Raw genomic sequence first — 6,839 nt, 5'->3', positions numbered from 1 at the left:
GGAGATGGGGAGATGGGGGGATGGGGAAGATAATGACTACCTCTTCAATTCCTATAAAAGGAAAAAAATTACTTGAATTGAAGGGATTAAACGTTTTATTTTAAAAGTTAAGACTCAGAGAGGTCAGTAATGAGATCGATCGTAAAAATTGCGCCCTGGGGATAATTCTCTTCAACATGGATTTGACCACCATGAGCTTCAACTGCCATTTTACAGAAGGCTAGCCCCAAGCCAATTTGAGAAGTATCTTTCATGAGAGTGCCAATCTCGTATCGCTGAAAAATACTCTGTCTTAAATTAGCATCTACACCTGGGCCCGAATCAATCACCTGAATTTTTACTCGTTTGGGTGCAGGATAATTTACTGTTAATAGAATCTTGCTACCTGAAGGCGAAAATTTCATCGCATTGGATAACAAATTTTCCAAAATTCGCCGAAACAAGGCAACATCGACGTTTATATAATGACCAGATTCAGGTAGATTAAGCACTAACTCCAGTTTTTTTTGACCTGCAATGGCACTGAGATCTTTGACTACTCTAGTACAGAGTCCACAAAGATCGATTTCTACTAGATTTAGCAGCATCTTTCCTGACTCTATTTTTGCCATTAACAGCAGAGTATCAATTAAAGACTCCAACTGTTGAGTGGCGATAAGAATTTGATTAACTTTGTGCTGTAGGCGTTCCGGTGAAAAGTTGGGTAATTGGATCATCTCTGCGGCTAGCACAATACTGCTCAGAGGATTTCGTAAATCATGAACCACCATTCGGGACAGATCTTCGCGCAAACGAAGCGTGTCTTGCAGGGCATCATATTGTTGCTTGATTCGCAACATCGATCGCACTCTAGCACGCAGTTCTAAACTATTCACAGGTTTGCTAATAAAATCATCAGCACCAGCAGTCAAACACTGAGATAAATCTTCTTTATTAGTCAGTGCCGTTACCATGATTACAGGAATATGCTGCCAGAGGGGATTTCCCTTAAATATTTGGCAGAACTCAATGCCACTCATATTGGGCATCATCACATCTAGCAAGATCAGATCGGGCAGAAACGATTCCAGCAGTTCTAGTGCCTTTTCACCATTAGAAGCATAATTCAATTGATAACCCGTATTGTCTAGCAAGGTATCAATCACATCAAAATTATCAGGCTCATCATCAATGACGAGAATTGACGGATACTCTTCCATTTTTGGTTCACCACCTCGTTTACAAAGTCGCAACTAACAAAGTTTGAATTTTTTCCACCAGGGTTTTGAGTTTCACTGGTTTAGGGACATACTCATTTGCTCCTGCTACAATACATTTTTGTTGATCGCTCGGCATTGCCAGTGCTGTTAAGGCAACGATCGGAATGTTTACCAACCTTCGATCGGCCCGAATTTGCCGAATTGCCTCTAATCCATCCACCTTTGGCATTTGGATATCCATGAGAATGAGATCGGGATTGTCATTTTTGGCTAGGGTAATTGCCTCCTCTCCATCTTTTGCTAGGAGTAGAAGAAAGCCTCTAGCCTTGAGATAGCTGGAAATCGTCACCATGCTAGCTTCGTTGTCTTCTGCCAACAAAATTAAGGGAGAAGATTTTGTTTGTTGAGTTACAGCAGCTTGGGCTGCTTTCGCTACTGTAGTTTTTTCAGACTCGTTTTGCTGTTGTCTGGGCGATTCATGAATCGCCTCTACAGATTGCGGCGATCGTAATGGTTTCAGAATGCTGTGTAGTTGATTCCGCGTCACTGGTTTAACCAGATATTCTAGGGCACCTAACGACAACCCGCGCGATCGTTCATCCATAACCGAAGTCACCACAACCGGAATATCCTTTGTCCGAGGACGCATTTTCAGTTGATTGAGCACTGTCCAACCGGAAAGATTGGGTAACTGAATATCCAGAATAATTAAAGCTGGGTCAATTCGCAGAACTTCTTCGATCGCTCCTTCACCATAAGAATAAACATAAGCCTCCATCCCAACTTCTCTGACATACCGAGAAATTTGCTCAACCGAAGCCAGAGAATCCTCAATAATTAATACTCGTAAGTTGTTAGGTGAGAAAGAAACAGTATTGATTGGTTGGATCTTGGGAGAGGAAAGTTCGCAGGTGGTGAGATAAGGTAATCGAACTGTAAAACAACTTCCCTGTCCCACTTCACTAGTTACAGTTACAGTACCACCATGTAATTCAGTCAATCGGCGGACTAATGATAACCCTAACCCAGTCCCTGCGTATTGGCGATTTAAGCTACTGTCGATCTGAACAAAGGACTGAAACAGCTGGTTCATATCTGCTTGATCGATGCCAATCCCAGTATCGATCACTGATAAAATCAGAAAAGACTGTTCCGGTTGTATTTCTGTTTGTACAACTAGCTTGACACTACCGCGCTCCGGGGTGAATTTAACCGCATTGTTGAGCAGATTAATCAAAACCTGACGGATGCGACGTTCATCAACTGCGACATCAAGTAATCCTGGAGGCACTTCGGAACTAAGTTCAATATTCTTCTTAACTGCTAGTTGGCGAACAAAAGTCAAACTCGACTGACAGAGATAATTAACACTAACAGGTTCAATCTGTAACTCCAGTTTGCCAGATTCAACTTTAGATAAGTCTAGAATATCGTTAATCAATTCCAGCAAATGTTTACCGCTGCGTTCAATGGTTTGAATCGCTTGTTGTTGACGATCGCTAATACTCCCAAACACTCCCTCTTGCAAACCTTCAGTCATTCCCAAAACCGCATTGAGCGGAGTTCGTAATTCATGACTCATATTTGCCAGAAATTCATCTTTCAGACGAGTTGCCCTAGCTAGTTCCGCATTAGTTAATAATAGTTGGTCATTTGCTTGGCGGATTTTTGCTTCCGCCTGCTTTTGCTGGAATTCTGCTTGTTTACGGGTACTGATATCCGTGCGGATAGATAGGTATTGAATAGGTTTGCCCTGGTCATTTAAGAACGGAACAATAGTGGTATCAACCCAGTAGTAAGTGCCATCCTTTGCCCGATTCTGAATTTCTCCCCGCCAAGTTTCTCCGCTGCTAATTATTTTCCACATCTGGGCAAAGAACTCTGGAGAATGATAGCCAGAATTGATCGAGCGATGAGTATTGCCAATTAATTCCTCACGAGAATACTTTGAGATTTCACAAAATCGATCGTTAGCGTAGGTGATGACACCTTTGGCATTGGCGATCGCGACAATTGCTGCTTCATCCAACGCATATTTAAAATCAGATAATTCTTGGAGAATGCGGTGCAATTTCTCTTCAGCTTGTTTTTGCCGAGTGATGTCTTTTGCTATGCCCACAAATCCAGTGATTTCTGCCTGACGATCGCGTAGTGCAGTCACAGACAACAAAGCTGGAAAACGAGATCCATCCTTATGAATGTAAGTCCACTCTTCCTCAGTGCTAATTCCCTGACTCGCTTTGGCAATAAATACCTCAAATCCAGGTTCAATCACTCTACCCATTTCTTCAGACAAAGCAATTGCCCGTTTTTGTACCTCGGCGCGGTCGTGAATTAACCCAGGAGTTACTTTGCCCACAACCTCCTCGACTGTATAGCCCAGCATCCGTTGCGCCGCTAAATTGAATGTTTGAATTATCCCTGTTGGGTCAGTAGAGATAATCGAATAATCAGCGCTGTTAAGGATGGCTTCCTGTAGGCTGGTGATCTTGAGCAGTTTTGCTTCTGCCTGTTTGCGGTCGCTAACATTTTCAATTAAGTGAACCATTGCCGATGGTCGTCCAAAGGCATTAAAAATCAAAGAACTAGTAACATTGACCCATAAGATTTCACCTTTTTGAGAAACAATTTGTGATTCAAAGGTAATTACAGATAAAGTTTTTTCTAGTAATTGATCGAGCAGTTTGACACCCTGCTGTTGCCCATTGATAGAAAGGATATTTTGAATTGATATTTGCAATAAATCTTTTTTAGAATAGCCCGCGATCTGCACCAGGCTAGAGTTGACGCGGGTTAAGTTTCCTTCTAAATCGGAAATGGCAATTCCTACGGGGCTTTGTTCAAAAATCTGCCGAAATAGTTCCTCGCTTTGTCGTAGTTCGATCGTGCGTCGTGCAATTCGTTCTTCTAGTTCTTCATTGAGTCGCTTCAAAGCATCGATCGCAGCTTGCCGTTCCAGTTCTGCACTCACCCGCGCGGCAAATACTCGTAACATTGCGATCGCTAATTGGGGTTGGGTTAACGGTTTGCTATCCACAACAGCCAAACATCCAATAATTTCTCCTTGGGTATTAGTGAGAGCAACCCCAAGATAGCTTTCGGCATTCAGTGTTTTTAGTGCCCCATTTGTGGGAAATTGCTGCTGCACGCCTCTCAAGCATAAATATTCTCCCTGGTTTACTGCCAAATTGCAGGGTGTATTTTCCATGCAGTAAGTGACATTTGGCTGCACTTGACCATCTAACCAGAGAGCGGCAGATTGCAACAAATTATCTTTTTGGGTGGCAACCATTACATAACGAACCTTCAAGACTTCCGCAATATACCGCACTAGTTCTGAGAAGAAGTTCTCACCCCCGATTCCCGCTGCCCCTTCAACTAAATTTTGAAATGCTGCCTCAGCTTGTTTGCGATCGGTTATTTCTCGCTCTTGTTTTTCGTAAGCTTGAGATTGTTGGATTGCGATCGCTATTTGCACTGCAATCCGATCCAAAAGTTCTAAATCATTAGGTTCCCAAATTCGATCGCTCTGACATTGATGCCCAATTAACAAACCCCAAAGTTGCTGCTCCACTAAAATAGGCACTACAAGATTTGCTTTGACTTGATAACGTTCTAACAATTGGATGTGGCACTTAGAATAGCCCGCTTCATAAATGTTGGAGATTGCTTGCTTTTCCCCCTGAGCATACAACTGGTAAGCCTTCTGTTGGAAACAAGAATCTGCGATCGTATCCCCCAAAGCAGATTGCCATCCGGGTAACACCGCTTCCGCCTTTACTCTACCACTCCAATCCGAATTAAATTGGTAGATCAGGACGCGCGAGCACTGCAAAAATTGCTGCACTTCCTTCACTACAGTATCAAGCGTGCTTTGCGCTGCCAAAGAAGTGCGAATCCGACTGGCGATAACACTCAAAAGCTGTTCTCGTTCAGTCTGTTTTTGCAGTTCTGCTGTCCGTTGCTGCACTTGCTCTTCCAGTTTTGTATTGCGCTTTTCTAGCAACTCCACTTTTTCGGCTTCTAAACGAGAAACCTTTTTCTCTAACACCTCCACTAACTTATACATTTCCAGTGGGTTCAGTGTTTTCAACAGTGTACTTTGGGTGACAATACCTACTAATTCTCCGCGATCGCCTGTCACCACTACCCGACTCAATCGTTTTTCTTGCATTAAACTTTTAGCTGCCCACAAGGAATCCGATGGGCGAACAGCAAACAGGGGAGTACTCATCACTCCCCGCGCCTGAATCTGATTAACGTCCAAATTCAATGCCTGAAATTGAACAATATCCCCTTCAGTCACAATGCCAATCGGGATCGGTTTTTGAGAAAGTCGCCCATTTTCTGATTCCGTTGTTGCTTCCTGAGTCTCAACAATCACCACTGAACTGATTCGATGCTTTGTCATCAGTCGGGCAATCTGCAAGACGGAGGTTTCTGGTGAAGCATAGATCACCTCAGATGTCATAGTTTCTAAGACTAATCGCTGCCGGAGCAAGTCTACAGGACGCAGCAGTTGACGCAGGCTTTCATGAGTCAACAATCCAATTACCTGTCCCCGATCGTCCAACAGCGGCAGATGTCGGATTTGATGTCTTTGTAAAATATGTAGAGGTACAAAGATATCGCTAAACTCAGATTTCCGTAAGGTTATGACAGAAGGAGTCATGACTTCGGCAAGCGATCGATCTTTCAACGATCGCCCTTGAGCACTCAGGCGCACTACATCACGCTCTGTCAAAATCCCCACCAGCCGAGAATCTTCCATCACTAACAAGCAACTAGCACGGCTATCCGTTTGCAAGAGGTTCCTTTCTATCCCAGAATGCTCTAACAGAGAGCAAGTTGCTCGTGCTGCACTCATGCAAGCGATCGCTGAGGCGAGTGAAACATCAGGTGCAACAATCAAAGGATTGAAAATGATTGCTTGTTCTAGCACAATTTCTGTGATGGGATTTCCAGAGATCATGGTTTAGTGTTAGTTTTAATGACTATCAGATCGCCCTTGCGGGACATTTTGCTGAGGGAAGGGAACAGGGAACATGAAACAAATATTTGCTCCAAGGCAGAAGGCTTTTATATTCAGCTTTTAAGAAGTTTTCAACTGCTCAATCATTTCTGCCGTGCTGCATATTTTTTTCTATGTCCCAGCTTGGGTTGATAGCCGGAGTAAAAATTGGCTTCTCCCAGGTATTTAACAATTATCAAACTCTTTTTTCTCGTAGGGTAAATTCAACTACGGCGATCACATCAAGGGAAAAACCAAAAATTTATTTCCCCTACCGTAACCCAGCATTACTAGTATTTGTGACATAGGAAAATTTTTCTGATAAATTTAATTGTTTTTTTAATTTTATATCAAAACCTTATTATGGGAGTTCCGAGAATGTACTGATAAAGACAGTGGGAAATCTCCGTCAAGTCTGGGATGGAAAAAATCTCTATATTTTGTAATTTAAGGCGATCGTTCTTGCACAAAAACAATAGATGGGGAGATGGGGAGGTGGGGTGATGGGCAGGGCTAATTCATTTTCAACGGAGAAATTGATTTGTGAAGGAGAGATAATGCAAACAACGGAAAAATCATCTTTCCCCTTGTCCCCTTGTCTCCTTGTCCCCTTGTCCCCCCATCCGGTT

The 6,839-nt window shown here is 42.9% G+C and carries 3 protein-coding genes; all 3 read right to left on the bottom strand.

Annotation, left to right across the window (positions count from 1 at the left end; translation table 11 throughout):
• Nucleotides 1-107 precede the first annotated feature (107 nt).
• Nucleotides 108-1,199 carry a hybrid sensor histidine kinase/response regulator gene (locus IQ264_RS30795; RefSeq protein WP_193986224.1) on the bottom strand — a complete coding sequence of 364 codons (1,092 nt, stop codon included), beginning with the start codon at nt 1,197-1,199 and terminating at the stop codon, nt 108-110.
• A 19-nt stretch (nt 1,200-1,218) separates the two neighbouring features.
• Nucleotides 1,219-6,171 (bottom strand): PAS domain S-box protein, encoded by a 4,953-nt coding sequence (locus IQ264_RS30790; protein ID WP_193986223.1) that lies wholly within the window; start codon nt 6,169-6,171, stop codon nt 1,219-1,221.
• Nucleotides 6,172-6,643: 472 nt separating this feature from the next.
• Nucleotides 6,644-6,839: hypothetical protein (locus tag IQ264_RS33295; RefSeq protein ID WP_228061938.1), on the bottom strand; the 196-nt coding region annotated here is incomplete at its 5' end.

The sequence above is a fragment of the [Phormidium] sp. LEGE 05292 genome (assembly GCF_015207735.1).
In the GTDB taxonomy this organism is placed as follows: Bacteria; Cyanobacteriota; Cyanobacteriia; order Cyanobacteriales; family Aerosakkonemataceae; genus Floridanema.
The sequence above is the reverse complement of the archived record's forward strand: the minus strand, read 5'-3'. Positions and strand labels throughout refer to the sequence as shown.

Excerpts from the sequence above, each read along its gene's own strand:
- IQ264_RS30795 (WP_193986224.1), bottom strand. The coding sequence starts at position 1,199 with ATGGAAGAGTATCCGTCAATTCTCGTCATTGATGATGAGCCTGATAAT.
- IQ264_RS30790 (WP_193986223.1), bottom strand. The coding sequence starts at position 6,171 with ATGATCTCTGGAAATCCCATCACAGAAATTGTGCTAGAACAAGCAATC.